General features: G+C 60.4%; 26 protein-coding genes and 1 tRNA gene. 16 read left to right on the plus strand and 11 right to left on the minus strand.

Annotation, left to right across the window (positions count from 1 at the left end):
• The first annotated feature begins 132 nt into the window (after window positions 1–132).
• The 10 genes from coxB (at window position 133) to ACPF9B_RS02175 (ending at window position 9,037) form a co-directional block, all read left to right on the plus strand.
• Complete coding sequence (coxB, locus tag ACPF9B_RS02130) at window positions 133–960, plus strand: cytochrome c oxidase subunit II (protein WP_007205636.1); 828 nt, start codon at window positions 133–135, stop codon at window positions 958–960.
• 78 nt (window positions 961–1,038) lie between these two features.
• On the plus strand, window positions 1,039–1,992 hold the full coding sequence (gene cyoE / locus ACPF9B_RS02135; protein WP_424178909.1) for a heme o synthase: 954 nt from the start codon (window positions 1,039–1,041) through the stop codon (window positions 1,990–1,992).
• The gene (locus ACPF9B_RS02140) at window positions 1,986–2,189 is read left to right on the plus strand and encodes a hypothetical protein (RefSeq protein WP_007205634.1); all 204 of its coding nucleotides are present in this window, start codon (window positions 1,986–1,988) and stop codon (window positions 2,187–2,189) included. Before cyoE ends, ACPF9B_RS02140 begins: the two co-directional genes overlap by 7 nt.
• The gene (locus ACPF9B_RS02145; RefSeq protein ID WP_007205633.1) at window positions 2,186–2,800 is read left to right on the plus strand and encodes a cytochrome c oxidase assembly protein; all 615 of its coding nucleotides are present in this window, start codon (window positions 2,186–2,188) and stop codon (window positions 2,798–2,800) included. Before ACPF9B_RS02140 ends, ACPF9B_RS02145 begins: the two co-directional genes overlap by 4 nt.
• A gap of 25 nt (window positions 2,801–2,825) precedes the next feature.
• Complete coding sequence (locus ACPF9B_RS02150; protein ID WP_007205632.1) at window positions 2,826–3,629, plus strand: cytochrome c oxidase subunit 3; 804 nt, start codon at window positions 2,826–2,828, stop codon at window positions 3,627–3,629.
• Between the two features lie 77 nt (window positions 3,630–3,706).
• Window positions 3,707–4,387, plus strand: a complete 681-nt coding sequence (locus ACPF9B_RS02155) for an SURF1 family protein (RefSeq protein ID WP_424178912.1) — start codon at window positions 3,707–3,709, stop codon at window positions 4,385–4,387.
• A 2-nt stretch (window positions 4,388–4,389) separates the two neighbouring features.
• A complete protein-coding gene (gene thrC / locus ACPF9B_RS02160; protein WP_007205630.1) occupies window positions 4,390–5,775 on the plus strand; it encodes a threonine synthase in 1,386 nt (461 codons plus the stop codon).
• Entirely contained in the window at window positions 5,772–7,040 is a 1,269-nt protein-coding gene (locus tag ACPF9B_RS02165) for a M16 family metallopeptidase (protein ID WP_007205629.1), read from the plus strand. Before thrC ends, ACPF9B_RS02165 begins: the two co-directional genes overlap by 4 nt.
• The gene (locus ACPF9B_RS02170) at window positions 7,040–7,624 is read left to right on the plus strand and encodes a GNAT family N-acetyltransferase (protein ID WP_007205628.1); all 585 of its coding nucleotides are present in this window, start codon (window positions 7,040–7,042) and stop codon (window positions 7,622–7,624) included. Before ACPF9B_RS02165 ends, ACPF9B_RS02170 begins: the two co-directional genes overlap by 1 nt.
• Window positions 7,625–9,037: an FAD-binding oxidoreductase gene (locus ACPF9B_RS02175; RefSeq protein WP_424178915.1), complete on the plus strand. Its 1,413-nt coding sequence runs from the start codon at window positions 7,625–7,627 to the stop codon at window positions 9,035–9,037.
• Window positions 9,038–9,260: 223 nt separating this feature from the next.
• Here ACPF9B_RS02175 and ACPF9B_RS02180 read toward each other — a convergent pair whose 3' ends face one another.
• The 3 genes from ACPF9B_RS02180 to ACPF9B_RS02190 are packed head-to-tail and all read right to left on the minus strand — an operon-like array spanning window position 9,261 to window position 11,280.
• Complete coding sequence (locus tag ACPF9B_RS02180; protein WP_424178917.1) at window positions 9,261–9,791, minus strand: adenine phosphoribosyltransferase; 531 nt, start codon at window positions 9,789–9,791, stop codon at window positions 9,261–9,263.
• Complete coding sequence (locus tag ACPF9B_RS02185; RefSeq protein ID WP_424178919.1) at window positions 9,788–10,672, minus strand: S-methyl-5'-thioadenosine phosphorylase; 885 nt, start codon at window positions 10,670–10,672, stop codon at window positions 9,788–9,790. Before ACPF9B_RS02185 ends, ACPF9B_RS02180 begins: the two co-directional genes overlap by 4 nt.
• Window positions 10,669–11,280, minus strand: coding sequence for a flavin reductase family protein (locus ACPF9B_RS02190; protein ID WP_424180319.1), 612 nt, complete (start codon window positions 11,278–11,280; stop codon window positions 10,669–10,671). The genes ACPF9B_RS02185 and ACPF9B_RS02190 overlap by 4 nt, the downstream gene beginning before the upstream one ends.
• A 70-nt stretch (window positions 11,281–11,350) precedes the next feature.
• Between ACPF9B_RS02190 and ACPF9B_RS02195 the strand changes: the two genes are divergently transcribed.
• A complete protein-coding gene (locus ACPF9B_RS02195) occupies window positions 11,351–11,866 on the plus strand; it encodes a GNAT family N-acetyltransferase (protein WP_424178921.1) in 516 nt (171 codons plus the stop codon).
• 15 nt (window positions 11,867–11,881) lie between these two features.
• Window positions 11,882–12,682, plus strand: coding sequence for an EcsC family protein (locus ACPF9B_RS02200; protein WP_424178923.1), 801 nt, complete (start codon window positions 11,882–11,884; stop codon window positions 12,680–12,682).
• On the opposite strand, the gene ptsP is transcribed toward ACPF9B_RS02200, so the two are convergent.
• The 5 genes from ptsP to ACPF9B_RS02225 form a co-directional block, all read right to left on the minus strand.
• Window positions 12,673–14,913, minus strand: coding sequence for a phosphoenolpyruvate--protein phosphotransferase (gene ptsP, locus ACPF9B_RS02205; protein ID WP_424178925.1), 2,241 nt, complete (start codon window positions 14,911–14,913; stop codon window positions 12,673–12,675). The two genes, ACPF9B_RS02200 and ptsP, sit on opposite strands and share 10 nt — an antisense overlap.
• A 35-nt stretch (window positions 14,914–14,948) precedes the next feature.
• Entirely contained in the window at window positions 14,949–16,187 is a 1,239-nt protein-coding gene (locus ACPF9B_RS02210; protein WP_213394008.1) for an aspartate kinase, read from the minus strand.
• Between the two features lie 70 nt (window positions 16,188–16,257).
• Window positions 16,258–16,905 (minus strand): SDR family NAD(P)-dependent oxidoreductase, encoded by a 648-nt coding sequence (locus ACPF9B_RS02215; RefSeq protein ID WP_424178927.1) that lies wholly within the window; start codon window positions 16,903–16,905, stop codon window positions 16,258–16,260.
• Window positions 16,905–17,294: a DUF1178 family protein gene (locus ACPF9B_RS02220; protein WP_007205618.1), complete on the minus strand. Its 390-nt coding sequence runs from the start codon at window positions 17,292–17,294 to the stop codon at window positions 16,905–16,907. The genes ACPF9B_RS02215 and ACPF9B_RS02220 overlap by 1 nt, the downstream gene beginning before the upstream one ends.
• A 55-nt stretch (window positions 17,295–17,349) precedes the next feature.
• Window positions 17,350–17,820: an NUDIX hydrolase gene (locus ACPF9B_RS02225; RefSeq protein WP_007205617.1), complete on the minus strand. Its 471-nt coding sequence runs from the start codon at window positions 17,818–17,820 to the stop codon at window positions 17,350–17,352.
• Between the two features lie 33 nt (window positions 17,821–17,853).
• On the opposite strand from ACPF9B_RS02225, the gene ACPF9B_RS02230 reads away from it, so the two are divergent.
• Window positions 17,854–19,008, plus strand: coding sequence for an acetoin utilization protein AcuC (locus tag ACPF9B_RS02230; protein WP_424178930.1), 1,155 nt, complete (start codon window positions 17,854–17,856; stop codon window positions 19,006–19,008).
• Here the strand turns inward: ACPF9B_RS02230 and ACPF9B_RS02235 are convergent.
• From ACPF9B_RS02235 to neuC, 3 genes are read right to left on the minus strand one after another with little or no spacing between them, the layout of a single operon-like run.
• A complete protein-coding gene (locus ACPF9B_RS02235; protein WP_424178932.1) occupies window positions 19,005–20,339 on the minus strand; it encodes a 3-deoxy-D-manno-octulosonic acid transferase in 1,335 nt (444 codons plus the stop codon). The genes ACPF9B_RS02230 and ACPF9B_RS02235 overlap by 4 nt on opposite strands.
• Window positions 20,332–21,594: a 3-deoxy-D-manno-octulosonic acid transferase gene (locus tag ACPF9B_RS02240; RefSeq protein WP_424178934.1), complete on the minus strand. Its 1,263-nt coding sequence runs from the start codon at window positions 21,592–21,594 to the stop codon at window positions 20,332–20,334. Before ACPF9B_RS02240 ends, ACPF9B_RS02235 begins: the two co-directional genes overlap by 8 nt.
• Window positions 21,578–22,702, minus strand: coding sequence for a UDP-N-acetylglucosamine 2-epimerase (gene neuC, locus ACPF9B_RS02245; RefSeq protein WP_424178936.1), 1,125 nt, complete (start codon window positions 22,700–22,702; stop codon window positions 21,578–21,580). The genes ACPF9B_RS02240 and neuC overlap by 17 nt, the downstream gene beginning before the upstream one ends.
• A 193-nt stretch (window positions 22,703–22,895) precedes the next feature.
• Here neuC and ACPF9B_RS02250 point away from each other — a divergent pair.
• The 3 genes from ACPF9B_RS02250 (at window position 22,896) to ACPF9B_RS02260 (ending at window position 24,547) form a co-directional block, all read left to right on the plus strand.
• Window positions 22,896–22,969 (plus strand) — tRNA-Cys (locus ACPF9B_RS02250).
• 186 nt (window positions 22,970–23,155) lie between these two features.
• The gene (locus tag ACPF9B_RS02255; protein ID WP_424178938.1) at window positions 23,156–23,440 is read left to right on the plus strand and encodes a hypothetical protein; all 285 of its coding nucleotides are present in this window, start codon (window positions 23,156–23,158) and stop codon (window positions 23,438–23,440) included.
• A 3-nt stretch (window positions 23,441–23,443) separates the two neighbouring features.
• On the plus strand, window positions 23,444–24,547 hold the full coding sequence (locus ACPF9B_RS02260) for a tyrosine-type recombinase/integrase (RefSeq protein ID WP_424178940.1): 1,104 nt from the start codon (window positions 23,444–23,446) through the stop codon (window positions 24,545–24,547).
• Window positions 24,548–24,879: the final 332 nt, after the last annotated feature.

Raw genomic sequence — 24,879 nt, forward strand, 5'->3', positions numbered from 1 at the left:
CGCAACAGCAGTTCTTGAGTTGTGCGTCAGGATATGGGACATGGGCGCATCAAGACAATGGGATTCCGCCCGTAGCCCGAGCGGACTGACCGGGGATCAGGGCCGCGAGGCTTTATGAAGTTAGGGTACAACATGCGACTGAACACCTTTGCAACCTCTGTCTGGACCACGCTGGGTCTGGTTCTGGCAGGCAGCACGGCGATGGCACAACAAAACATTGGCCAGGACCTCGAAATCGTGGGCCAGCCGCTGCCCGGCGGGATGGGTTTCCAGCCATCGGCGACTGAACTGGCACGCGATGTCGTGTGGCTTGATTCCATGCTGCTGGTCATCATCACGGTGATCACCGTCTTTGTGACCGGCCTGCTGATCTATGTGATCATGCGCTACAATGCCCGCCGCAACCCGAACCCTGCAGGGTTCACACATAATTCCCCGCTCGAAGTCGCATGGACCGTGGTGCCGATCGTCATCCTTGTGTTCATCGGTGCTTTTTCGCTGCCGATCCTGTTCAAGCAACAGGAAATCCCCGAGGCGGATATCACCATCAAGGTGACGGGCTACCAGTGGTACTGGGGCTATGAATATGTAGACGAAGATGTCAGCTTTGAGAGCTTTTTGTTGAACCGCGAAGAGCTGGAACAGTTTGGCTATACGCAAGACCAATATCTGCTGGCGACTGATACAGCCGTTGTTGTGCCGGTCGGTGCCACCGTCGTGATGCAGGTGACTGCGGCCGACGTGATCCATTCCTGGACTGTCCCCGCATTTGGCGTCAAGCAAGATGGTATCCCTGGCCGTCTGGCGGAACTTTGGTTCGCTGCGGAACGTGAGGGCATCTACTTTGGCCAATGTTCGGAGCTTTGCGGTCAGGCACATGCTTATATGCCTATCACCGTCAAAGTGGTCAGCCAGGAAACATATGACGCATGGTTGGCCGACGAGAAGGGCTTGTCCTGATCGACGGGCGGGTCACCTTTCACCTGACGGATCCGCCATCAGCGTGATTGTACCGCACTTTGCAAGGACAGACTGCCAATGACTGATTTCAGCGCCAACGACCACACGACCCAAAAGGCGGGCCACGAGGCGGGCATGGGCGATTACTTTGCCCTGCTCAAGCCGCGGGTCATGTCGCTGGTTGTGTTCACGGCCCTTGTGGGGCTGCTGGTCGCGCCGGTGCCGGTGCATCCGTTCATTGGGTTCGTGGCGATCCTGTGCATCGCTGTCGGGGCAGGGGCGTCAGGGGCGCTGAACATGTGGTGGGACGCCGATATCGACGCCGTGATGAAACGCACGGCAGGCCGGCCCATCCCATCGGGGCGCGTTGCACCGGGCGAGGCGCTGGGAATTGGTGCCGCGCTGTCGGGGTTCGCCATCGTGCTGCTGGGGCTGGCGACGAATTTTCTGGCCGCCGGTTTGTTGGCCTTCACGATCTTTTTCTATCTGGTTGTCTATTCGATGTGGCTGAAACGCGCGACGCCGCAGAACATCGTCATCGGTGGCGCAGCGGGTGCTTTCCCGCCGATGATCGGATGGGCGGTTGCCACGGGTGGGGTGAGCATCGAATCGCTTTTGATGTTCGCGCTGATCTTCATGTGGACGCCGCCGCATTTCTGGGCGCTCGCGCTGTTTGTGAAATCTGACTACGGCCGTGCCGGTGTGCCAATGCTGACTGAAACCCATGGGCGCGATGTGACACGGCGGCATGTGATTGTTTACACGCTGTTGCTGGTGCCGGTGGCGCTGGGCCTGGGGCTGACGTCGATTGGTGGGCCGTTCTACATGGCGGTCGCCGTGGTGATGAATGTTTGGTTCCTGAAAGGCGCTTATGACATCTGGCAGCGCGACGATGCCGCCTGCGAGGCCGACAAACACGCGGTTGAGATCAAGGTTTTCAAAGTCTCTCTTTACTATCTGTTCGCGCATTTTGGCGCATTGTTGGTCGAGGCCGCGTTGCGGCTTTACGGTTTAGGAGGCTGGTCATGGTAATCCGCGTCGAACACGAACTGCATACGCGCCGCAAAGGGCGCAATGCCGGTGTCGGTCTGCTGCTGGTGGGCTTTATCGCCATCGTTTTTGGATTGACTGTGGTCAAGGTTTTGCAGCTGGACAATATCCGTCAGTTTGAAACCTTTGACCACGCGCCGCGTCCGCAACTGGTGCCTGAGACGGAGGTTGGCCAGTGACTTTGTTCCCGCGCCTGAAAGGTATTCACCGCAGCGCCGCGCAGGCCACGGCGCTTGTCGTCGTCATGGGGGCGCTGGCATGGGCATCGGTGCCGTTTTATGATTGGTTCTGCCGTGTCACCGGCTTTGGCGGGACAACAAGCGTTGCCGCAGGCGACAGCGATATTATTCTGGACGAAACGATCAAGGTGCGCTTTGACGGCTCGCTTGCCCGCGACATGCCCTGGACCTTCAAGCCGGTGCAGCGCGAAGTCGAATTGCGCATCGGCGAAACCGCATTGGTGTTCTACGAGGCGCATAACCCGTTGGACGTGCCTATTGCAGGGCAGGCATCCTATAATGTGACGCCTTATGAGGCGGGTGGATTTTTCGACAAGATCGAGTGTTTCTGCTTTACCCAGCAGGTGCTGGCGCCGGGTGAAACGGTGCTGATGCCGGTGTCGTTCTTCGTGCACCCCGACATCGTCGATGACCGCGAAGGTCAATATGTGCATACGATCACGCTGAGCTATACCTTTTTCGAGATCGACCTGCCGTCCGATTACATGCAGGCTTCGGCCGACGCGACAGCTTTGACACCGGCGTCGCAAGACGCCATAGAGACTTACTGAAGATAGCCGATAGGGAACGCACCAGATGGCGCATACGAAAAACCACGATTACCATATTCTGCCACCTTCGATCTGGCCTTTCATTGGGGGGCTAGGAGCCTTCGTGATGTTGTTTGGCTCTGTTCTGTGGATGCATGAATCGGGTCCATGGGTCTTCCTGATGGGTCTGATTGCCGTGCTTTACGTCATGTTTGCATGGTGGTCCGACGTGGTTGCCGAAAGCCAAGCAGGCGATCACACCCCCGTGGTGCGGATCGGTTTGCGCTATGGCTTTATCATGTTCATCATGTCCGAGGTGATGTTCTTTGCGGCCTGGTTCTGGTCGTTCTTCAAGCATCAGATGTATCCGATGGAAACCTATATGGGCACCGAATACATCAAGCCGGAAATCTATGCGATTGATCCATTTGGCCTGCCGTTGATCAACACATTGCTTTTGCTGATCTCTGGCTGTGCTGCGACCTGGGCGCATCACGCGCTGGTCCATGAAAATAACCGCAAAGACCTGAAACTGGGTCTGGTGCTCTCGATCATCTTCGGGGCGATCTTTACGGCATTCCAAGCCTATGAATACTGGATCCTCGTGACGCAGGACGGCTACACCTTTGGTGGCGAGATTCATTATGCGAACTTCTTCATGGCGACAGGTTTTCATGGCGCACATGTTGTCATTGGGGCGATCTTCTTGCTGATTTGCCTGTTGCGGGCTGAACGGGGCCATTTCACACCGGAAAAGCATGTCGGTTTCGAAGCTGCGATCTGGTACTGGCACTTTGTCGATGTGGTCTGGCTGTTTCTGTTCGCGGCCATCTATATCTGGGGCGCGTAAGCCAGGGTTCACCCCGACCCACCCCAAACAATCAAGCGCGCGGCATCCCCGCGCGTTTTTTCCATCAAAGGCGTGATATGCTGCGCAAGATCATCTTTCCCGTGCTGCTCGGTGTGGCTGGCTGTGGCGTACTGCTCTGGCTGGGGCTGTGGCAAATCGACAGGCTGGCGTGGAAACAAGACATCCTTGCCAATATCAACGCGCGACTGGACGCCGATCCTCAACATTTCACCCCTGATGTGACCGAGGCTGCGGATGAATACACCCGCGTGACCCTGTCGGGCACCCCCACGGGCGAGGAGCTGCATGTGCTGGTGTCCGGCACTGCGGCAGGGACCGGCTACCGGGTCATTTCACGGTTCGCGACGGATGACGGTCTGACGATTCTGTTGGATCAGGGGCTGTTGCCTCTGGATGCCAAGGCCGCCGCGCCATTGCTGGCACCGATGCAGGTCACCGGCACGCTGGTGTGGCCCGATGACCAGACCAGCAGCACGCCAGACCCCGACCTGCCCGCAAATATCTGGTTCGCCCGTAATGTAGATACGATGGCCGCAGCAATGGACAGCCTGCCGGTGATGGTCGTCGCCACCGCGACCACCCCCGCCGACCCGCGCCTGACGGCGCTGCCTGTCGCAACCGCCGATATCAAGAACGACCACTTTGCTTATGCCGTCACATGGTTCTTGCTGGCCATCGTCTGGGCCGTTATGTCCCTTTTCCTGATCCTCCGCACTCTTCGGCCAAAGGACGCCTGATCATGCGCTATATCTCGACCCGTGGCACGGCGCCCGTGCTGACCTTTGAACAAGCAATGCTGACAGGTCTGGCGCGTGACGGCGGGCTTTATGTGCCCGAGGACATCCCGACCCTGTCGCATGCCCAGATCGCGGCAATGGCGGGAAAATCTTATGAAGACGTCGCTTTCGACGTGATGCGACCCTTTATCGGCGACACCTTTACCGATGCACAGTTCCGCGATCTGATCAGCCGCGCCTATGCCGGTTTCGGTCATGCCGCTCGCGCGCCTTTGGTGCAGGTGGACAGCAATCATTACCTGCTGGAATTGTTCCACGGGCCGACGCTGGCGTTCAAGGATTTCGCGATGCAGCTGATCGGCCAGATGTTTCAGGCCGCGCTGTCCCGTTCGGGCGACCGTGTGACGATCGTGGGCGCAACGTCCGGCGACACCGGATCGGCGGCGATCGAGGCGTTTCGCGGGCTCAAGGCGGTTGATGTCTTTATCCTTTACCCCCATGGCCGCGTATCCGAAGTGCAGCGCCGCCAGATGACCACACCCACCGAGGCGAATGTCCATGCGCTGGCTGTGGCGGGCGATTTCGACGATTGTCAGGCGCTGGTCAAAGATATGTTCAATGATTTCGCTTTCCGCGATGATGTGCGTTTGGCGGGGGTCAATTCGATCAACTGGGGCCGCGTGCTGGCGCAGGTGGTGTATTATTTCACCGCCGCTGTCAGCCTTGGCGCGCCGCACCGCCCTGTCAGTTTCACTGTACCGACCGGCAATTTTGGTGACATTTTCGCAGGTTTCATTGCCAAACAGATGGGCCTGCCGATTGCCGATCTGGTGGTGGCGACCAACCGTAACGATATTTTGCACCGGACCCTTCTGACAGGGGCCTACACCAAGCAAGGTGTGACGCCGACAATCAGCCCGTCGATGGATATTCAGGTCAGTTCCAACTTTGAACGCGCGCTGTTCTATGCTTATGGGCAAGACGGGGCAGCGGTGGCCAGCCAGATGGAAGATCTGAAATCCGGCGGTTTCAAAATCTCGCAAGGGGCCTATGACATGCTGACGGCTGCGTTCAAATCGGGCCGCGCGTCAGAAGAAGACACAAGCACCACGATCAAAACCTACCTTGCGCAGCATGGCGAACTATTGTGCCCGCATACGGCCGTGGGCGCGCATGTGGCGCAGGCGCATCTGGGCAGCGTCCCGATGGTCACACTTGCCACCGCCCATCCCGCCAAATTCCCCGACGCGGTCAAGGCGGCATCAGGCATATCGGCCCCGCTACCCGCGCGGATGGCGGACTTGTACGACCGCCCCGAACGGGTCACACCTGTCGCAGCAGATTTGGCGGCGCTGCAAGCCGTCATCAAGGAACGGATCATATCTTGACCATCCAGCAACACACCCTGTCCAACGGATTGCGCATCGTCACCGAACAGATGCCCGGCCTGAAATCCACCAGCATCGGTATCTGGGTGCTGGCGGGCGGGCGGCACGAACGGATCGAACAGAACGGTATCGCGCATTTTCTGGAACATATGGCCTTCAAAGGCACCAAATCGCGCACCGCCCTGCAGATCGCTGAACAGATCGAGGATGTGGGCGGCTATATCAACGCCTATACCAGCCGCGAGATGACAGCCTATTACGCCCGCGTGCTGGAAGATGACGTGGCCCTCGGCCTTGATATCATCGCCGATATCCTGTTGAACCCGCTGTTCGAAGATGCGGAAATCGAGGTTGAACGCGGCGTGATCCTGCAGGAAATCGGTCAGACGCTGGATACCCCTGACGACATCATCTTTGACTGGTTGCAGGAAGAAGCCTATCCTGACCAACCCCTTGGCCGGTCCATTCTGGGCGAGGCCGCGCGCGTCAGCACCTTTGCCAAGGGCGATCTGGACCGCTTCGTTGCGGAACATTATGGGCCGAACCAGATGATTTTGGCCGCCGCCGGTGCCGTTGATCACGACGCGATCGTCCGGCAGGCAGAGGCTCTTTTCGGGCATCTACCACGGGTCGAGCGTGCGGCGGGCCTGTTGCAGCCTGCAAAATTCATCGGCGGCGAACGGCGCGCGACCAAGGCGCTGGAACAGGTGCACTTCGCGCTTGCCCTCGAAGGGCCGACCTATCGCGACCCCGCGATCTACACTGCGCAGATCTATGCGACCGCCTTGGGCGGCGGCATGTCCTCGCGGCTGTTTCAGGAAATCCGCGAAAACCGTGGGCTATGCTACACGATCTTTGCACAGGCCGGCGCCTATGAGGACACCGGCATGACCACGATCTATGCCGGCACGAGCGCCGAGCAGATCGCCGAACTCGCACATCTGACGATTGACGAAATGAAGCGCGCCGCCGACGACATGTCTGACGCCGAGGTGGCCCGCGCCCGCGCGCAGATGAAGGCCGGAATGCTGATGGGCCTTGAAAGCCCCTCGAACCGTGCCGAACGGTTGGCGCGTCTGTTGTCGATCTGGGACCGGATTCCGGGGATAGAGGAAACCATCGCCCATATCGATGATGTGACCACCGGCGACGTGAAAACCTTTGCCGCACAAATGGCGGGGCAGGTTGGCACAGCTTTGGCGCTTTACGGCCCGGCCGATCAGGCCCCGACGTTGGATGCGCTGAAAGCACGGCTTGCCGCGTAATGCTGGGCATCAAGCGCAAGGTTAGGATCGAAACCGAACGACTGACCCTGCGCGCGCCCATGCACACGGATTTTCGCCCCTGGGCCGCCCTGCGGCAGGCCAGCGCGGATTTCCTGACCCCGTGGGAGCCAAGCTGGGCCTCTGACCATCTGTCGCGCAGGGGGTTCACCAACCGCGTCTATTGGGCGCAACGGTCTATCGCCCAAGGCTCGGCCTTGCCCCTGTTCCTGTTCCGCCGGTCCGATGATGCGCTTTTAGGGGCAATTACATTGGACCATATCAAACGTGGCCCTGCGCAATCGGGGATCACCGGCTATTGGATCGGCGCGCCTTTCGCGCGGCAAGGCTATATGCGCGAGGCGGTGCAGGCTGTCGTCCACCACGCCTTCACCGTGCTGGACCTCAGCCGGATCGAGGCCGGATGCCTGCCGGAAAACACCCCGTCCCGGAGGCTGCTCGAACAATGCGGCTATAAATACGAAGGTGTCGCGCAAAGCTATTTGCAGATCAACGGCCGCTGGCGCAACCATGTGCTATACGCCAACCTGCGCCACGACAGGCGCGGCAAGACGGATGTGGGTTAGATGCTGAATGCGGTGACACCGGAATTTGAAGACCTTTTGCGCGGGCTTCTGGATGCCGCCGCCTTCCGTCCGGACAGCGCTGCCTATTTCAACGAACCACGCGGGCGCTGGCAGGGGCACGGGCTGGTCGTGGCGCCCGCCGATACAGCCGCTGTCGCCGCTGTGGTCGCGGCCTGTGCGCAGGCGCGCGTGGCGATTGTGCCCTATAGCGGCGGCACCGGCCTTGTCGGCGGGCAGGTCATGCCAGATGGTCCGGCGCCGGTGGTTTTGTCGCTGGAGAGGCTCAACAAGATACGCGCGGTCTATCCCTCCGAAAACGTGCTGGTCTGCGAGGCGGGTGCGATCCTTGCCCATGTGCAACAGGCCGCCGAAGACCTGGACCGGCTGTTCCCGCTTTCGCTCGCCTCCGAAGGATCGGCACGGATCGGCGGTTTGCTGGCTACCAATGCAGGCGGGGTTAACGTGCTGCGCTACGGCAATGCGCGCGCGCTATGTCTGGGCCTTGAGGTCGTGCGCCCCGATGGTACGATCTGGCACGGGCTGACGCGGCTGCGCAAGGACAACACCGGCTATGACCTGCGCAACCTGATGATCGGGGCCGAAGGAACGCTGGGGATCATCACCGCCGCTGCCCTGCGGCTGGTGCCGCGCCCCGTGCATCTGGGTGCAGCATTGTTGGCGGTGCCATCGCCGCAGGCGGCGCTTGACCTGCTCGCGCTGGCAGGCGCACAGATTGGCGATGGTCTATCGGCATTCGAGCTGATGCACCGGCAAGGGTTCGACTTTCTGGCCGAAGTGGGGCCGGACGTGCGCCAGCCACTCGACGCAATCCCCGAATGGAGCGTGCTGATCGATCTTGGTCTGCCCGCCAGTGGCGATCCTGATGCCGCACTTGAACGGCTGTTCACGGATGCGTTTGACGCGGGGCTTGTCCTTGACGGGGTGATCGCGCAATCGGCGGCCCAGCGGCAGGCGCTGTGGGCCATCCGCGAGAATATTCCCGAGGCGAACCGCCGGATCGGGTCTATTGTCTCGCATGACATCGCCCTGCCGCTGAGCGCGGTGCCGGCATTCATTGCGCAGGCGTCGGCCGCCGTGCAAGCCCTGAGCGATATGCGTATCAACTGCTTTGGCCATCTGGGCGACGGCAACCTGCATTACAATGTCTTTCCGGCCAAGGGTCGGATGCGCATGGACTACGACGCCTTACGTCCCGCCATACAACAGACGATTCATGATCTGGTGGCTGCGCTGGACGGATCGGTCAGTGCTGAACACGGAATCGGACGGGCCAAGGTGGATGATCTACAGCTTTACGGTGATGCAGCAAAACTTGCGATGCTGCGCGCGATCAAAGACGCGCTCGACCCCCAGGGCATCATGAACCCCGGCGTGATCCTGCCCCAAGGATAGGTCCGGTGGGGCCGCGCCTCTGGCAGGAGTATTTTGGGGAAATAAGAAGTACGAAAGATGCGCCCGACCCCGTTGCCCGCTACAGGCCGACCTTTCTGGGGTCCGGGATCAGGCGACTTCTCATTTCACGGTCATCGGCTCTCCAGCCTGTACCGTGGAACCGTCATACCGCATCTTCCTTAACAACTTCTTTTTTCCCCAAATACTCCCCGCGCGGAGCGCATTAAAGTCCTTCGAAGGCGCACAGGCTATGCACCTGCATCCCGAGGTTCTGCAACCTGCGCGCGCCACCCAATTCAGGCAGGTCGATGATGAAGGCACAGCCGGTGACCTGCGCACCCAGTCGTTCGATCAGGCGGATACCGGCCTCGGCGGTGCCACCGGTCGCAAGCAGGTCATCGACCAGCAACACCTTTTCACCCGGTTGCAGCGCGTCGTCGTGCAGTTCCATCACCGCCTCGCCGTATTCGAGCTGATAGGCCTGTTCCACCGTCTTCCCGGGCAATTTGCCTTTCTTGCGGATCGGCACGAAGCCGACCGACATCTGATGCGCGATCGCACCGCCAAGGATGAAACCACGCGCTTCTAGCCCCACGACCTTGTCGATGGGTGTGCCTGCATAGGGGTGCAGCAATTGGTCAATCGCCATGCGAAAGCCGCGCGCGTCGCCGAACAGCGTGGTTACATCGCGGAACATGATCCCCTCATGCGGGAAATCGGGAATGGTGCGGATATAGTCGCGGACGGTTTTCATCTGGTTTCTTTCGCAAAGACACGGGTGGTGATCGCATCGAGCCGCGCCAGAAGGGCGGGGTCACGTTTGTCGGGGGCGGTCATGATCGCATGATCAAGCGCGCGGTCGCAGCCATGCGGGCAGGGAGCACGGTCTGCACCCAGCAAGGCAGGCAGCCGCGCGATCAGGTCATGCGCCTTGCTGCCGTTGCCTTTCAAGGTTGCGATGATCGCGGTGATATCGACAGCCCCATGGTCGGGGTGCCAGCTGTCATAATCGGTGATCATCGCCACCGAGGCATAGCAGATTTCCGCCTCGCGGGCGAGTTTCGCCTCTGGCATATTGGTCATGCCGATCACGTCGCAGCCCCAGCTGCGGTAGAGCTTGCTTTCCGCGACCGACGAAAACTGCGGTCCTTCCATCGCCAGATACGTGCCGCCGCGATGCACGGTGATCCCTGCAGCCTGTGCCGCCGTGGCGCAAGCGGTTGAGAGGCGCGGGCAGGTCGGATGCGCTAGGCTGACATGCGCCACGCAGCCGGTGCCGAAAAACGATTTTTCGCGCGCGAAGGTCCGGTCGATAAACTGGTCCACGATCACAAAATCGCCCGGCGCCATCTCTTCGCGGAACGACCCGCAGGCGCTGATGCTGATAATGTCGGTCACCCCCAGCCGTTTGAGCGCGTCGATATTCGCGCGGTATGGTACTGTCGTGGGTGAATGCACATGGCCGCGCCCGTGGCGGGGAAGAAAGGCCATCTTCACGCCTTCCATCTGCCCTGTCAGCACCGCGTCCGAAGGCGCGCCCCACGGGCTGTCGACGCTGACCCATGATGGGTCTTGCAATCCGTCCATGTCGTAAATGCCTGACCCGCCGATAACGCCCAGAATGGTCTGTGTCATGCTTTCTCTCCCGGGCGGGTCAGACTGAACACATCGCGCACGGCTGTGTAATCGCGATAGCCCAGCCGCGACAGCGGGTGAAAAGTTGTCACATCGAACAGACCGTCGACAAGGCAATTGTCGCGGATGTGCACGCCAATCACCTCGCCAAAGACCGCGAAATTGGCGGCACCGGGCAGGGTGACGATCTGGGTAAGCTTGCATTCCAGCGTGGCGGGTGCATTGGCAACCCGCGCGCAGGCAATCGTTTCACATTCAGCCTTGGTGATGCCGGCCAGTGCGAATTCATCCGTGGCGCGGTCCCACGGCCCTGATGTCTGGTTCATCGCGTCGCGCATCGCGTATTCCACGATATTGACAGCGAATACCCCCGTTTCGCGGATATTGGCCACGCTGTCCTTTGTGCCGTCACGGTCGGGTTTGGCGCTGGTCGAGGCGAACATCACCTGTGGCGGTTCATAGGCGACAGCATTGAAAAACGAATAGGGGGCAAGGTTGTCCTGCCCGTCCGCCCCGCGTGTCGCGATCCAGCCGATGGGCCGCGGCGAGACGATGGCGTTGAAAGGGTTATGCGGCAGATTATGGCCGTCTTTCGGGGCGTAAAACATGGTCAAGACCTTTTCCTGCGATCCGCCAAGGGGTAGCGTGACCGCACAGCCTTGGCCAGATGAAAGACGCATGCAGATTCCATCCATCACATTGGCCATCGAGACTGGTGCAGATTATTGGGAGGCCGAGGCGCTCTATGATCTGTGCTTTTCGCCGGGCCGCAGCGCGCTGTCGTCCTATCGTCTGCGCGAGGATGTGTCGCCTATCGCCGATCTGTGCTGGACCGCGCGTGATCCGGACGCTGTGCTGGCAGGGGTGATCCGCTGCTGGCCCTGTTATGTCGGCGAGACGCCGGTCGTCCTGCTGGGGCCTGTGGCCGTGCATCCGACGCGGCAAGGCGAAGGGATCGCGGGGCTGCTGATCTACCGTGTCACGCAAGTGGCGCGCAAAGCGGGCTGGTCGCGCATCCTGCTGGTGGGGGACCTGCCCTATTACAGCCGGTTCGGGTTTCAGCAACTGACCGGTGTCATCATGCCGCCGCCCACCAATCCGGAACGGGTGTTGGGGCTGTCGCTGACTTCTGACAGCTGGGCTGGCATCCATGGGCCGGTGCGCAAGGCCGATGATTGCATTTTGCCACGCTGACCCCATCTGTTGGGCATGACAGACAAGACCGTGATCCCATCTGCCAGTCCCTTGCTAGTGCCACCTGCGCTGGATGATAGCACGCGCACGCGGATCGCGGCCTTGGCACTGCGCCAGCGCAAGGCCAATGGCGTTTTGATGAAAGCGATCAATTTCGTCGGCGGTCAGGTCGAGGATGGGCTGAAAATGCTGCCCAAACCCCTGCGCGACCAGTTGAACGAGGTGACGCGCAATGCCCTGCGCCGCAGTTACGATATCGCCGCACAGTCGCGCAGTGGCGTAGGCCAGCGCTTTGGGTCGGATCAGAGCCACCGGATCATCGGCACTTTGTCAGGTGCGATTGGCGGCTTTGGCGGTTTGCCCACGGCGCTTGCGGAATTGCCGATCGCCACCACGCTAATCTTTCGCGCGGTGCTGCATGTCGCCACCGAATATGGCGAGGACCCCGCGTCGGATGAAACCCGCATGGAATGTCTGGCCGTGTTCGGATCAGGCGGGCCGGGCAGCGCCGATGACGGGGTCGATACCGCCTTTATCGGTGCGCGGCTTAGCCTGTCGGGTGCCGCTGTGAATACGCTGATCAGCCGTGTCGCGCCGAAATTCGCGGCTGTGCTGTCACAAAAGCTGGCGGCGCAGACCGTGCCAGTGCTGGGCGCCGTGGCAGGCGCGGGAACAAATTACGCCTTTGTGGATTATTATGTCGCCCTTGCGCATGTGCATTTTGGCCTGCGCCAATTGGTGCGCGAACATGGCGATGTGGCGGTGCTGGATGAATTCCACCGCCAGCTTGCCGCACCGCGCCTGCCTCAGACCTGATAGACCAGCCAGTCGGACACGGCGCGCCGCACCGATTGATCGCCATTTGCAATGGCCGTATCCATCACGGCCCTGACCTCGTTCAGATCGACGCGGCGCAACAGATGCTTAACCGGCCCGACCGAGGCGGGGCGCATCGACAATGTGCGCAGGCCAAGGGCGGCGAAACACAGGGCTTCGACCGGACGGCCGGCATCTTCGCCGCAGAACGACAGCGGGGTTCCCGCTGCATCGCAGCGTTTGATCACATGTTCCAGAAACGACAGGAAACTCACGTCGAGCGTGTCGTATCGCCGCCGTACCAGTTCGTTTTCGCGGTCGGCGGCAAAGAAAAATTGTTTGAGATCATTGCCACCGATGCTGATGAAATCGGCCTCTTGGAAAAACACGTCGGGTGCAAAGGCGAGCGATGGTGTTTCCAGCATCGCGCCCACCTCGATCTTGGCCGGAACGGGATGGCCCAGTCGGACTTCGCGGTCGAGCGCCTTGTCCATCTCGGCCTTGGCGGCGCGGAATTCGGTCAGCTGCGTGATGAAGGGGAACATCACCGTCAAAGGTCGCCCCGCCGCCCCGCGCAATAAAGCCTGCAACTGCATCCGCAGCACGCCGGGTTTGTCCAGCCCCACACGGATCGCGCGCCAGCCCATCGCAGGGTTGGGTTCATCGTTCGCCTTCATGTAGGGCAGCACCTTGTCCGACCCGATGTCGAGCGTGCGAAACGCCACCCGCCGCCCGCCCGCCGCGTTCAGCACGCGGTCGTATAGCGCCGATAATTCGCCACGTTGCGGCATCTGGTTGCGGATCAGGAACTGCAATTCGGTACGGAACAGCCCCACACCTTCAGCGCCCGACCCCGCCAGCGATGGCAAATCCGCGATCAGCCCCGCGTTCATTTGCAAGGACATGCGCGTGCCACATTTCGTTTCCGCTGGCAGATCGCGGATCGAGGCATAGCGTTCCTGCGCGCGCGCCTGCATTTCGATCTTGTCGCGGAACGCCGCCTGGACTGTGTCGTCAGGCCGCAGATGCGCGACCCCCTGATCGCCATCGACAAGGATGATGTCGCCGTTGAGCGCCTCGCGCGTGACACCCTTGGCATTGATGACCAGCGGAATGGCCCAGGCGCGTGCAACGATGGTGGCATGGCTGCCGACGCTGCCTTCTTCCAGCACGATGCCGCGCAGTTTCTTGCCGTATTCCAGCAATTCACCCGGCCCGATATTGCGCGCCACAAGGATCGGATCGTCGGGCATGTCGCTGCGGTCTTCGCCTTGGCCGGTCAGGATGCGCAGCAGGCGGTTGGACAGATCGTCCAGATCATGCAGCCGTTCGCGCAGATATGGATCGGGCGAGCGTGACAGCCGCGCGCGCGCCAGGGATTGTTCCTTTTCGACGGCGGCCTCTGCGGACAGCCCGCTTTGCACATCGTCCTGCATCCGGCGAATCCAGCTGCTGGAATTGGCGAACATCCGGTACGCTTCGAGAACCTGCACCTGTTCGGGATCGACCGACCGCGCGCCAACCATCATGTTGTCGACGGATTTGCGCAGGGTCTCGACCGCCTCGATCAGGCGGGTCTTTTCCTTTTCGGGGTCGTCTGAAATCGGGTTGGTGACGACAACGCGGGGTTCGTGCAAATAGACGCGACCCGCGCTGGTGCCTTCCTGCGCGATCGACCCGCGCAACAATACCGGTTTCTGGTGCAGCGCCGACAAGGCCGCGCCTTCGCCGACGAAAGCGCCCAGTTCGGTCATCTCGGCGATGACCATGGCCACGATTTCAAGGGCATAAACCTCGTCGGGGGTCATCACCCGTTCGGTTTTCGTCTGCACCACCAGCACGCCCAACACATCGCCCAACCGCTGGATCGGGACGCCACAAAACGACGAGTACCGTTCCTCGCCGGTTTCCGGCATGTAGCGGAACCCCTTTTCGGCGGGGGCATTGGCGATATTGACGATATTGCCGGTCTTGGCGGTGCGCCCGACCAGACCTTCGCCAAGGCGCATCCGTGTCTGGTGGACCGATTCTTGTTCAAGCCCCTGGGTGGCGCAAAGCTCCAGCGTGTCGGCATCGCGAAACAGGTAGATCGAACAGACCTCGGCCTGCATGGACGAGGCGATCAGGTCCACGACACGGTTCAGCCGTGCCTGACCTTCGCTGTCGCTGGCCAAAGCCTCGCGCAGGCGGCCCAGCAGCTTGCGGCTCTCGCTTTCCAACCGTTCCGGCATGGGTCCCCCGATATCAGCGGACCGATCCGACAGGATCAGCCAGCCTTGTCCAATTCGAACGCATCATGCAGGGCCTGCACGGCAAGTTCCATGTATTTCCTGTCGATCAGCACAGAAATCTTGATCTCGGAGGTTGTGATGACCTTGATGTTGATTCCTTCAGCAGAAAGCACCTTGAACATCTTGGCCGCAACGCCGGTATGGCTGCGCATCCCGATACCGACGACGCTGACCTTGGCGACACCTTCATCGGCGACCAGATCATGAAAATTGATCGCGCCTGACGTCTTGGCATCGTTCATCGCCTTTTCAGCGCGCAGCACCTGATCCTTGGGGCAGGAAAAGGTCATGTCTGTGCGGCCTTCCTCGGATATGTTCTGCACGATCATATCCACGTTCACGCCTGCATCCGACAGCGGGCCAAAGATCGCAGCGGCGATGCCAGGGCGGTCCGCGACCGAGATCAGGGTCATTTTCGCCTCGTCGCGGGAATAGGCGACACCGGCCACAACATTGGATTCCATGATTTCCTCCTCATCGCAGACCAGCGTTCCGGCGCTGTCCGATGGTTCTTCAAATGATGACAGCACCCGCAGGCGCACTTTATACCGCATAGCCAGTTCGACGGATCGCGTTTGCAGCACCTTGGCCCCGAGCGAGGCCAGTTCGAGCATTTCCTCGAACGAAATCTTGTCAAGCTTGCGGGCCTTCGACGTGATCCGCGGATCGGTTGTATAGACCCCGTCCACATCGGTATAAATATCGCAGCGTTCTGCGCCAAAAGCGGCCGCAAAGGCGACAGCCGTGGTGTCCGACCCGCCACGCCCAAGCGTGGTGATCCGGCCTGCGGCACTGACGCCCTGGAAACCGGCAACCACGGCAACCTTCATCCCTTCGCCGAATTTGGCGGTGATGTTCTTGGTCGGAATTTCCTCGATCCGCGCAGAGGCATGGGCATCGGTGGTCAGAACTGGCACCTGCCAGCCTTGCCAGCTGCGCGCGGGAATATCCATTTCCTGCAACCGCAGCGCCATCAGCCCAGCCGTCACATTCTCACCCGACGACACGATCGCATCATATTCGCGCGCATCATATAGCGGCGATGTCTCGGACACCCAGCCCACCAGCTCGTTGGTCTTGCCCGACATGGCCGACACGATGACGATGACGTCATAGCCATTGGCGACCTCGACAGCGACGCGTTTGGCCGCGCGCGCGATCCGGTCAAGATTGGCCACCGAGGTGCCCCCAAATTTCATCACAAGCGTCGGCATCGGTCATCCTTGCAAACAAGCGGCGTTGATCCGCGCCCGTTTACTGGTGCGCCGCGCAAAGCGCAAATGCTTAGTAAGGATGCACTCGCCCGTCCCATGTCTCGAAACAGCCCGATGTCGCAGGGCTAAGGGCGGCGAACCGCGCGATCAGGCCAGTGACACTTTCATCCACGCTGATCTCGGCTGTGGACCCGCCCATATCGGTGCGCACCCAGCCCGGATGATAGATGCCAACACTGATCCCTTCTGCTGCCAGATCACTGGCCAAATTCCGGCCAAGGTTCAGCGCCGCAGCCTTGCTTGCGCGGTAGATATAGCTGCCGCCCGGTGCGTGGGTATGCGATGCCATCTGCGAGGAAATAATCGCGATCTTGCCGGCCTGCGCGCGGCGCAGATGCGGCAGAAACGCCTGTACGGTCAGGAACACGCCGGTGACATTGGTGGCAAAGCCATCCGCCCACATATCTGCCGGAAAGCCCTGATCGAGTGATTGGCCCGTGTCGGCGTAAACACCCGCATTGCAGACCAGCAGATCAAGCGCCTGATCCGCCATCGTGTCGGCCAGCGCATTGACCGCTGCGGGGTCGGTCACATCCATCCTGTGCAATCGCGCGCCTGCGACACGCGCGGTGCCGGTGACCTGCGCACCCTGCGCAGCGTAACGGTCGGCCATGGCCTTGCCGATGCCGCGATTGGCACCCGTGATCAGAACATGCATCAGTTCACTTTCTTGGCGGGAATGAATGGCAATGGCATCACGGGGATACCATCCTCGGCCAGCTTGCGCGCCTCGGCCAGATTGGCCTCGCCATAGATCGGACGGTCCGGCGTCAGCCCGTCATGCATATCGCGCGCTTCTTTGGCAAAGGCAGTGCCGACATAATCGGCGCTGCTTTCGATTTTCTTGCGTAGGGCGGCCATCTGGTTTTCGACCGGTGCCGCGGTCGTGGCGATTGCCGGAGCCATCACCGATTTCGTCACGACGCTCGAGCCGCAGACGGTGCAGGACACATGCTTGCCCGCGACCAGCTTGTCAAAGGCAGCACCCGATTGGAACCAACTTTCGAACTGGTGGTTCTGGTCGCATTTGAGATGGAATCGGATCATGGCTGCCGGCGTTGTTGCATGTGGAACAGTTAGGCTTTTTGCCCACCCTTGCAAGTCAGCGCAACACGGCCGGATCAAAGGTCGCCACGATCTTTTTCAGCGCCGGTTCTTCCAGCTTTTTGGCGGCCTTTTCGGGGCTGAACCATTTGCGCTTGCGCTGGTGTTTTTCGGGCCACTCGCTTAGGACCTGCTGAACATGGACCGGATAGACCATTGCCACGATCGGCGCGTTCACATTGCCCAAGGGCTTGATATAGCTATAAATTCCTAGACATATATCCAGCGCCTCGCCACGCAGGCCGGCCTCTTCATAGGCTTCCATCGCGGCGGCGGCGGCCGGTGTCTGTTTGTGCATCGGCCAGCCCTTGGGCAGGATCCAGCGACCGCGAGTGCGGCTGGTGACCAGACAGATTTCGACTCGATCAATGTTGACCCGCCAGCACAGTGCTGCGAATTGCGCGCGAATATCGGTCTTGCGCCCGGTCGCGAATTTCAATGGAATCTGTTGCGCGGGTAAATTGGCCATGGTTCCGATCTTAATCCGGGTTACATCCCGGCGATGAATGACGTTATGACCGCCCTGTCAGCACGAACAAGCCCCCTGCCGCAATTTATCGGCGCTGAAATCTATCGCGGCTCGACCTATGGGCCGTGGCATCCGTTGCGGGTGCCGCGGGTATCCACGGTGATGGACCTGTCGCGCGCGCTGGGATGGCTGCCGCCCGCGCAATTCATCACCAGCCCGCGCGCGAAAACCGCTGCGCTGACAGGTTATCATACCGCGGCCTACCTGGCTGCCCTGCAAGCGGCAGAAGCCGCCCAAACCGTCAGCGACGCGGTGCGCGCCCGCCATGGCCTTGGCACACCGTCCAATCCGGTCTTTTCGGAAATGTTCCGCCGTCCGGCCACGGCGGCGGGTGGGTCGCTGCTGGCGGGCGAGTTGCTCAAAAACGGTGGCATCATCTATTCGCCCGCAGGCGGCACCCATCACGGCCTGCCCGACCGCGCGAACGGGTTTTGCTATCTCAACGATCCTGTGCTGGCGATCCAGTCGCTGCGGCGCAACGGAGCGCAGCGCGTCGCTTATGTGGATATCGACGCGCATCACCCCGACGGGGTCGAGCATGCCTTTGCGCAAGACCCCGACACGCTGCTGATATCGACGCACGAGGCGAACCGCTGGCCGCGCACCGGGGCGATCACCGATCAGGGGGCGGGGCAGGTGTTCAACCTGCCGGTGCCTGCGGGGCTGCATGACGACGACATGGCACTGATCCTGCACGAGCTGATCCTGCCCGCTGTCACCGCCTTTCGGCCTGATGCCATCGTGCTGCAATGCGGGGCCGATGCGGTGCTTGAAGACCCGCAATCGCGGCTGTGCCTGTCGAACAACGCCCATTGGGCGGTGGTCGCGGCCCTACGCGACATCGCCCCGCGCTATCTGGTGCTGGGCGGGGGCGGCTATAACCCTTGGTCCGTCGGGCGGCTCTGGACAGGGGTCTGGGCCGTGCTGAACGACCACGAAATCCCTGACCATTTGCCGGATCAGGCTACAGGCGTACTGCGCGCGCTGCGCTGGGACGGTGCGCCCAAACGCCTGCAGCCGCAAGATCACTGGATGACCACGCTGCGCGACGCCCCGCGCCAAGGCATGATCCACGACGCGGTGCGTTCCGGCGTGGCCCAACTCAAACCCCGCATCGTTGGAGCCTAAATATCCCCGCCGGAGGCCTCAACTGCGCCAACAGGCGCAGGCAGACCCGCCAAGGCCCGCGGTAGGGCGGCGAGTGTCCGGTCCACAGCACCTGCGTGATCCGCATAAAAGCCCGCGATCTGGTCGTCGGTCAAGACCGTGGGTGCTTGGACCGCTTCCAGCAGTTCGGCCTCGGTCTGCACATGGTGGCAGACGCCTGCCGCAATCGCCTCTTGCGCGGGATAAGCGATGGTCCAGATATGCGGGCCGACGATCACGGGTTTGCGCAGCGCCAGCGGTTCGATGATGTTATGCGCGCCTTTGGTGACAAACCCGCCACCGACGATGGCGCGGTCACACAGCGCAAGGTAGAAATACATCTCGCCCATGCTGTCGCCCAACAAGACGTCGATCTGCGGCAAATCATGCGCGCCAAGGGCGGCATCCAGCACCTCGGACCGGCGCGCAAAGCGCAACCCTGCGCCCTCCAGCATCGCCGCGACTGCGTCAAAACGTTCCGGCGCACGCGGCACATAGACAAAAAACGCATCCGGCACGCGCCGGATCATGTCGATATAGACCGCGTCTTCGCCTTCAACGACGCTTGTCAGGGTAAAGGCTGGCCGGTCAGCCACCAGCCTATCGCGCAAGCGGGCTGCGGCCTCCAGCTGTGCTTGCGGGATCGGCTGGTCAAAGCGCATCTCGCCGGTGACATGAATGTTGCGCAAGCCTGCGGCAGCGAACCGTTCTGCCTGCAAGGCTGATTTCACGAACCCACCCACGAAACCGCCTGTCAGCGCCGCGCGCAACCCCCAGCCTGCCATGTCCTTGTCAAAGCTTTTCTGCGGATATTGCGCGTTGCACATGAACAATGGCACGCCGCGCGCGCGTGCCGCCATGATCATGCGCGGCCAGATCTCGATCTCCATCACCAGCCCGTATTTCGGCGCAAAGCGGCGCAGAAAGGCCGCATAGGCCAACCCCATGTCGAAGGGCACCCACGCGACCTGCACACGGCCCGCCGCAATCTCGGTCGCAAATTCGCGCACAGCCTCGCGCCGTCCGGCGGGGGTGAAATGGGTGGTCAGCACGCATTCGCCCTGCGCCAGCAGCGCGCGGATCAAGGGCGTGGCAGAGCGCATTTCGCCCAATGACACCGCATGGACCCAGACGGGATTGCGCAAACCGGCGCGCACAAGGCCAAAGCGTTCGGCGAGATGCGCGCCATAATCGGCATCCTTGCGGGCGCGCACACGCAGATAGATCATCACAACGGGCAGCATAAACCACCAGGCTAGCCCGTAAGCCAGCAATGCGATCCGCAGACGCAAGGGAGGAAAGCGGTCAGTCATGGCGCGCTTTCACCAAGGCCAGCAGGTCGCGGACCAGCAGATCGGTCGCGTCACCTGCGTCCTGTGCTATGGCCTTTGCCTTGCCTGCCACTGTTGCCAAATCACCGTGTAACGCGCGGGCAATGGTGGCAGGATCATGCACCGCAATGGCCCCGCCTGCACCAAGGGCTGCGAAATCTGCGGTGAAATTGTCAACATTCGGGCCGTGCAGCACGGCGCAGCCCAGTTGCGCCGCCTCCCACGGGTTATGCCCTTCGGTGGCATCAAACGTGCCGCCGATCAGCACCGCGCGGGCCACGCGATAGACCAGCCCCAGATCGCCCAAAGTATCGCAAAGCCAGACCGGATCAGCGGGGCCGGGCAATGCAGCTTGGGATTTCATTGGTGGTGGGGCAGGGCAAGCGGCCACAATCGCATCCCGCCTGTCGGGATGGCGCGGCGCGATGATCAGCAAGGCATCGGGGATTTGCGCGCGCAGCAGGCTATGCGCGGCCAATGCTGCCGCCTCATCAGCCGGATGGGACGGGGCAGTGGCCCAGACGAAACGGGTCCCGACGGCGGCCTGCAGATCGCGCAAGGCGGACGGGTCACAATCCAGCGGCGGCGCGGCCGGTTTCAACGACCCGCTGACCCGTGCCGCGGCCCCCAGCTGCGTCAGATGGGCGGCGCTGCCTGCGTCCTGCGCCGTCACCAGCGCCATACGCGCATAAAGGTCGCGGTACAGCCCCGCAGCCTTGCCATGGCGCGCAAAAGAATCCGCGTTCATTCGCGCTGCGACCATCGCCTGCGCAATCCCGCGCCTATCCGCATCATGCACCAGCCCCGGCCATAGATCCTGTTCAGCCCAGACGCACAGGTCAGGCCGGAAATGGTGCAGAAACCGCTGCCGATAAGTGGGTGCATCTAGCGGCAAAAACTGGTGGATCGTGCGAGGCGGCATCTGTGCGCCAAACACCCGCGCAGAGGCTGCGGTGGTTGATGTGACAAGGAAATGCAGGTCAGGCGATGCCGCCGCCATCCGCGCGATCAGACCACGCAGCGACAAGATCTCGCCCAAGCCCACGGCATTGATCCAGACGAGGCGACCAGCAGGGCGCGCGGCCAGCCCGCGCCCTTGCTTTTCGACCCAGCGTGTCGGGTGTTCCTTGCCGCGTTTGCGTCTGCGGGCCAGCACCGGGCCTGCCACAAGCGGGATCAGGTGACTGGCCGCAAGATAGGCGCGCAGGGCCAGACTGGCCTTAGGCATCGTGGTCATGGAATGTCTTTTGCAGCGATCCGGTCCAGAAGTCGGGCTCTGCCAGTACCGCTGCGAAACGGCCCGCCGCCGACCCGCCGCCAAAGGCGTCATGGCGCGGATAGGACTTGCCCCACTGCGCCGTCAGAAACCGGGCGATGGCCGTAGAATCGCCTGCATCGGCAAAGAACACCGACGGCGATTTCGCGCGGTTGGTCTGGCGTGTGCCGATATCGAGCGACGCCAGCCCCAGAAAAGGGGCTTCTCGCACGCCTGCAGAGGAATTGCCGACCATGACGGCGGCGTTTTTCATCAATTCACTGAAATGGGCAAACCGCATGGAGGGCAGCACGCGGAACCTGTCCTTGGGCAGGGCGTCGATTGCGGCAAAGATCGCCGCTGATCCGGGGTCGTTATTGGGGGCGATCACCACAAAATTGCGCCCCGATGCCACCAGTGCGGCGAATAGCGCGCTTGCCTGCGCGCCCATGCTGGCGGCCTCTGATGTGACAGGGTGGAACACGCAAATGCCGTAATCGGCAAAGGGCAGCGCATAGCGGTCTTTGACCTGCGCAATCGTGACACCAGACGGGCCTGCATGGAAATCCAGCTCGGGCGAGCCGATGGCGTGGATGTGGCTGGCCTGTTCGCCCAGCGACATCACCCGCCGTGCGGCATCGTCCGAGGACACGAAATGATGGCTGGCTAGCTTGGAATTGCAGTGACGGTAGATTTCGTCGATGGTGCCGCTGACCTCGCCGCCTTCGACATGGGCGCAGCGGATGTAATTGGTGGCACAGACCAACGCGGTGGCCAGCGCTTCGACCCGGTCACCATGGATCACCACCAGATCGGGGCGATGTTCCTGCACGAAATCAGAAAACCCTATCACCGTTTTCGCAAGGATCATGTCCTGTGGATCACCGGGGCGCTGGTTGAGAAATTCATGCACTGTGACACCCGCCATCCGGTGTACCTCGAGCTTGGTCAGCCCGTAGCTTTGCAGCATATGCATGCCGGTCACAAAAAACGCCACCGTGAAACCGGCATCACGCGCGGCCACGGCCAGCGGTTCCAGCTTGCCGAAATCGGCGCGGGTGCCTGTCACGAAAAGGATGTAGCGGGACATGAAGTTTCCGTCGCAAGGATGTTTGGCGGCCCTGACGGGCCATATGCCGCAGGTTATCGCCGCTTCTGCGGAAAGGAAACCGGCATTGGCGATCGCGCGTGGCCAGACAGGGGTGATTGTGACAGATTGATGAGGTCCACCGCGTTATCCGCTTGACGGCAAGTCCCGTGATCCTTAGGGAAACACCCCATGAGGCGAGTGGGCAGGTAGGTTATGCAGCGGATTGCAAATCCGTCTAGAGCGGTTCGATTCCGCTACTCGCCTCCAGACAACCCCCTAAAATTACAGGAAAATCTGCCAATTTTTGGGTAGTTTTTGAGCATTTCCTGCGCTTACACACTAGGTTTTTTGTGCATCACCAGCTACGCTGAGTGCATGGATGCTGGGATGAAACTACAGTGAGTGCAGACGTAACGACGATCGTTGTCAATGAACGGGTTCGCCTAGACAAGCGTGACAACAGTCCTCGCTGGCAAGCTGGCGTCTGGTGAATGGCATAGGTTTTCAACCAAGACCACTGATCTAGAGCAAGCCAAGGACGTCGCACTCAAGTTTTATTTTGCTGCAGACGAACGGCTGAAAAACAAGCTCCCTCAGAATACTCGCCGCTTCAAACAGGTCGCCGAATATGCTTGTGAACGTATGCGAAACGAACTGGCGTCCAATGGAGGCCGGGTTGTTTTCAAAGACTATATCACGGCCATTAATCGTTATCTAATCCCTTATTTTGGTAAATAGGATGTGGCGTCGATTGACGTGGCATCATTGCAGAAATTCGATGTGTGGCGCACGGAGCAAATGGGTCGCAAGGCAGCACACAGCACCATCAACACGCATAACTCGGCACTGAACCGCGTGCTTGATGAAGCCGAGCTGCGCGGTTGGATCACCGGCTCAATACGCCCTACCTTGCTTAACAAAGGTAGAAAGGCGCAAAAGCGGGGAGCATTCTCGCTGGACGAATACCAGAAGATTTACACGGACCTGCGCACCTATCACGAAAAGACATTTCATCCTGGCGCGCGCGAAACCCGCGAAGTCATGCGCAACTATGTATTGTTCTTGGCCAACACCGGCATACGGCACGGCACCGAGGCGCTTAACCTAAAGTGGAGTAGCATCGCTTGGGTGAAGAAGGGTGATGAACGTTTCTTGGCTATCTACCCTTCAGGAAAGACTGGACCACGTCTTGCAATTGCACGGGACAGAACAGAGCGCTTCCTTGACCGTCAGCGTACGATGAACCCAGCACTGGTAGACAAGACGCTAGACGAGGTGATTGAAGCCAAGACCGATGACTACGTGTTCAAAACACGCAGCGACGAGCGCATAGATTATTACAACTTGGCCCGCAACTTCAACCAATACCTCGAAGAAAATGACATGAAGATTGGGCAAGATAGACTTCCCAGGACACTCTACAGTTTCCGGCATTTCTATGTGACGCAGGACTTGGCGCGCGGGGTCACTTCAGATCAATTGAGCAGTCAGTTAGGAAATAGCGCGCAGGTGGTCGACCGTTACTACTCTAAATTGTCACCCCTCATGAACGCCGAACTGCATTCAGGACGTGCTTTTGTAAAAAAATCCATAGCCGAAGACGAGGAAGTGACAGTAGTGGAAGCCGTAGCGCTTGTCGCTGAGCAGCCAGCTCTATCTGCCGCCGCAGCCAAGGCTTTTGACATGTTTGATGCTGGCAAGATTGGTGAAGCGGCACTGTTGGCCGCGCTTGGCGTGTCGCGTCAGGGTTACTCCGCCACTGACGCTGTTACGGTACGAGCACTGGCATCAGTTGAAGCTGGAACTCTAGCTGAGAGTATGTTGATTAAAATCATCACACCATAATATCAAAGAGTCTGAACAGAATTCGCGAGCCGTTTTTGTTTGCTGTGCTGCGTAGTATAAAAGCGCTCTTCAATGCCATATAGCACAAGTTTTAGCTCATTATCAGATGAAAGTTCAAATTTTTGACCATCCTCGGACAATCTAATGTTATCTTTGCAATAGTCCAAGATGTAACCAATAAGACTGGATCTCTGCTCCTCTGACATGCTCTGCATAGTCTCTGAAACAAGGGCTATTCTCTTTCTATTTGGCTTTGAAACGGCCGCAACATTATAGTCTCCAGAAATATTTACAAAGTCGTTACTTAGGGTCAGGACCCATTAAATGCCTTG

Origin of the sequence: Yoonia sp. TsM2_T14_4 (genome assembly GCF_049602355.1) — a bacterium.
In the GTDB taxonomy this organism is placed as follows: domain Bacteria; phylum Pseudomonadota; class Alphaproteobacteria; order Rhodobacterales; family Rhodobacteraceae; genus Yoonia; species Yoonia vestfoldensis_A.